Here is an 835-nt window from a genome sequence, read left to right on the forward strand (position 1 = left end):
GTCGAGCCACTCGCGGTAGGTGATCTTGCCGAGCATGGCGCCCTCCCCCGGCACCAGCGTCCGCTCACCCGGCACGCTGCCGAAGTAACGCGCCAGCGGGTCAGTGACCACCTCACGCGAATCACCCCAGGCGACCAACGCCTTACGGAAGAACTCATCCATCTGATACTGCTGAGGCCCGGCCACCTCAGTCCGACCGTTCAGCGGCGAACCCACCGCAATCCGCCCGACCGCCTGCGCCACCTCATCACCCGCGATGGGCTGGAACCGCACCGGAGCGATCCGCACCCTGCCACCATCAGTCGCCTCGTCGGCGATGCTCCGCACGAACTCGAAGAACTGCGTCGCGTGAACCAGCGAGAACGGGACCCCCGACTTCTCGATGAGCTTCTCCTGAGCAATCTTCGCCGCGAAATAGCCGTTCTCCGGCATCCGCTCCGTCCCCACCACCGACACCGCGACATGATGACCGACACCCGCCTTCGCCTCCGCAGCCAGCACGTTCCGCGTGGAGGCCACGAAGAACTCCATCACCGCAGCGGGCTCGAACGACGGCGAATTCGACACATCAACCACAACCTGAGCACCCTTCAGCGCCTCAGCCAGACCCTCACCCGTGAGCGTGTTCACCCCGGTATTCGGCGAGGCCGCCACCGCCTCATGACCATGCTCCGTCAGCATGCTCACCAGCTTCGACCCGATCAGACCCGTCCCACCGACAACCACGACCTTCACCACGAACCCCCTCCTGACTGCCGGGCGACCCCATCTGCCGCCCGAACACCAGCTAAGACAAGACAGCCCTCCGTACTTGTGACAGCCCCCGGAAAGTTCC

General features: G+C 65.1%; 1 protein-coding gene. It reads right to left on the reverse strand.

What is annotated here, in order from left to right; genetic code table 11:
- Positions 1-738 (reverse strand): SDR family oxidoreductase (locus DMB42_RS52750; protein WP_260478461.1); only part of this gene is annotated, 738 nt, incomplete at its 3' end.
- Positions 739-835 lie beyond the last annotated feature (97 nt).

Origin of the sequence: Nonomuraea sp. WAC 01424, from assembly GCF_003947315.1 — a bacterium.
Taxonomy (GTDB): domain Bacteria; phylum Actinomycetota; class Actinomycetes; order Streptosporangiales; family Streptosporangiaceae; genus Nonomuraea; species Nonomuraea spiralis.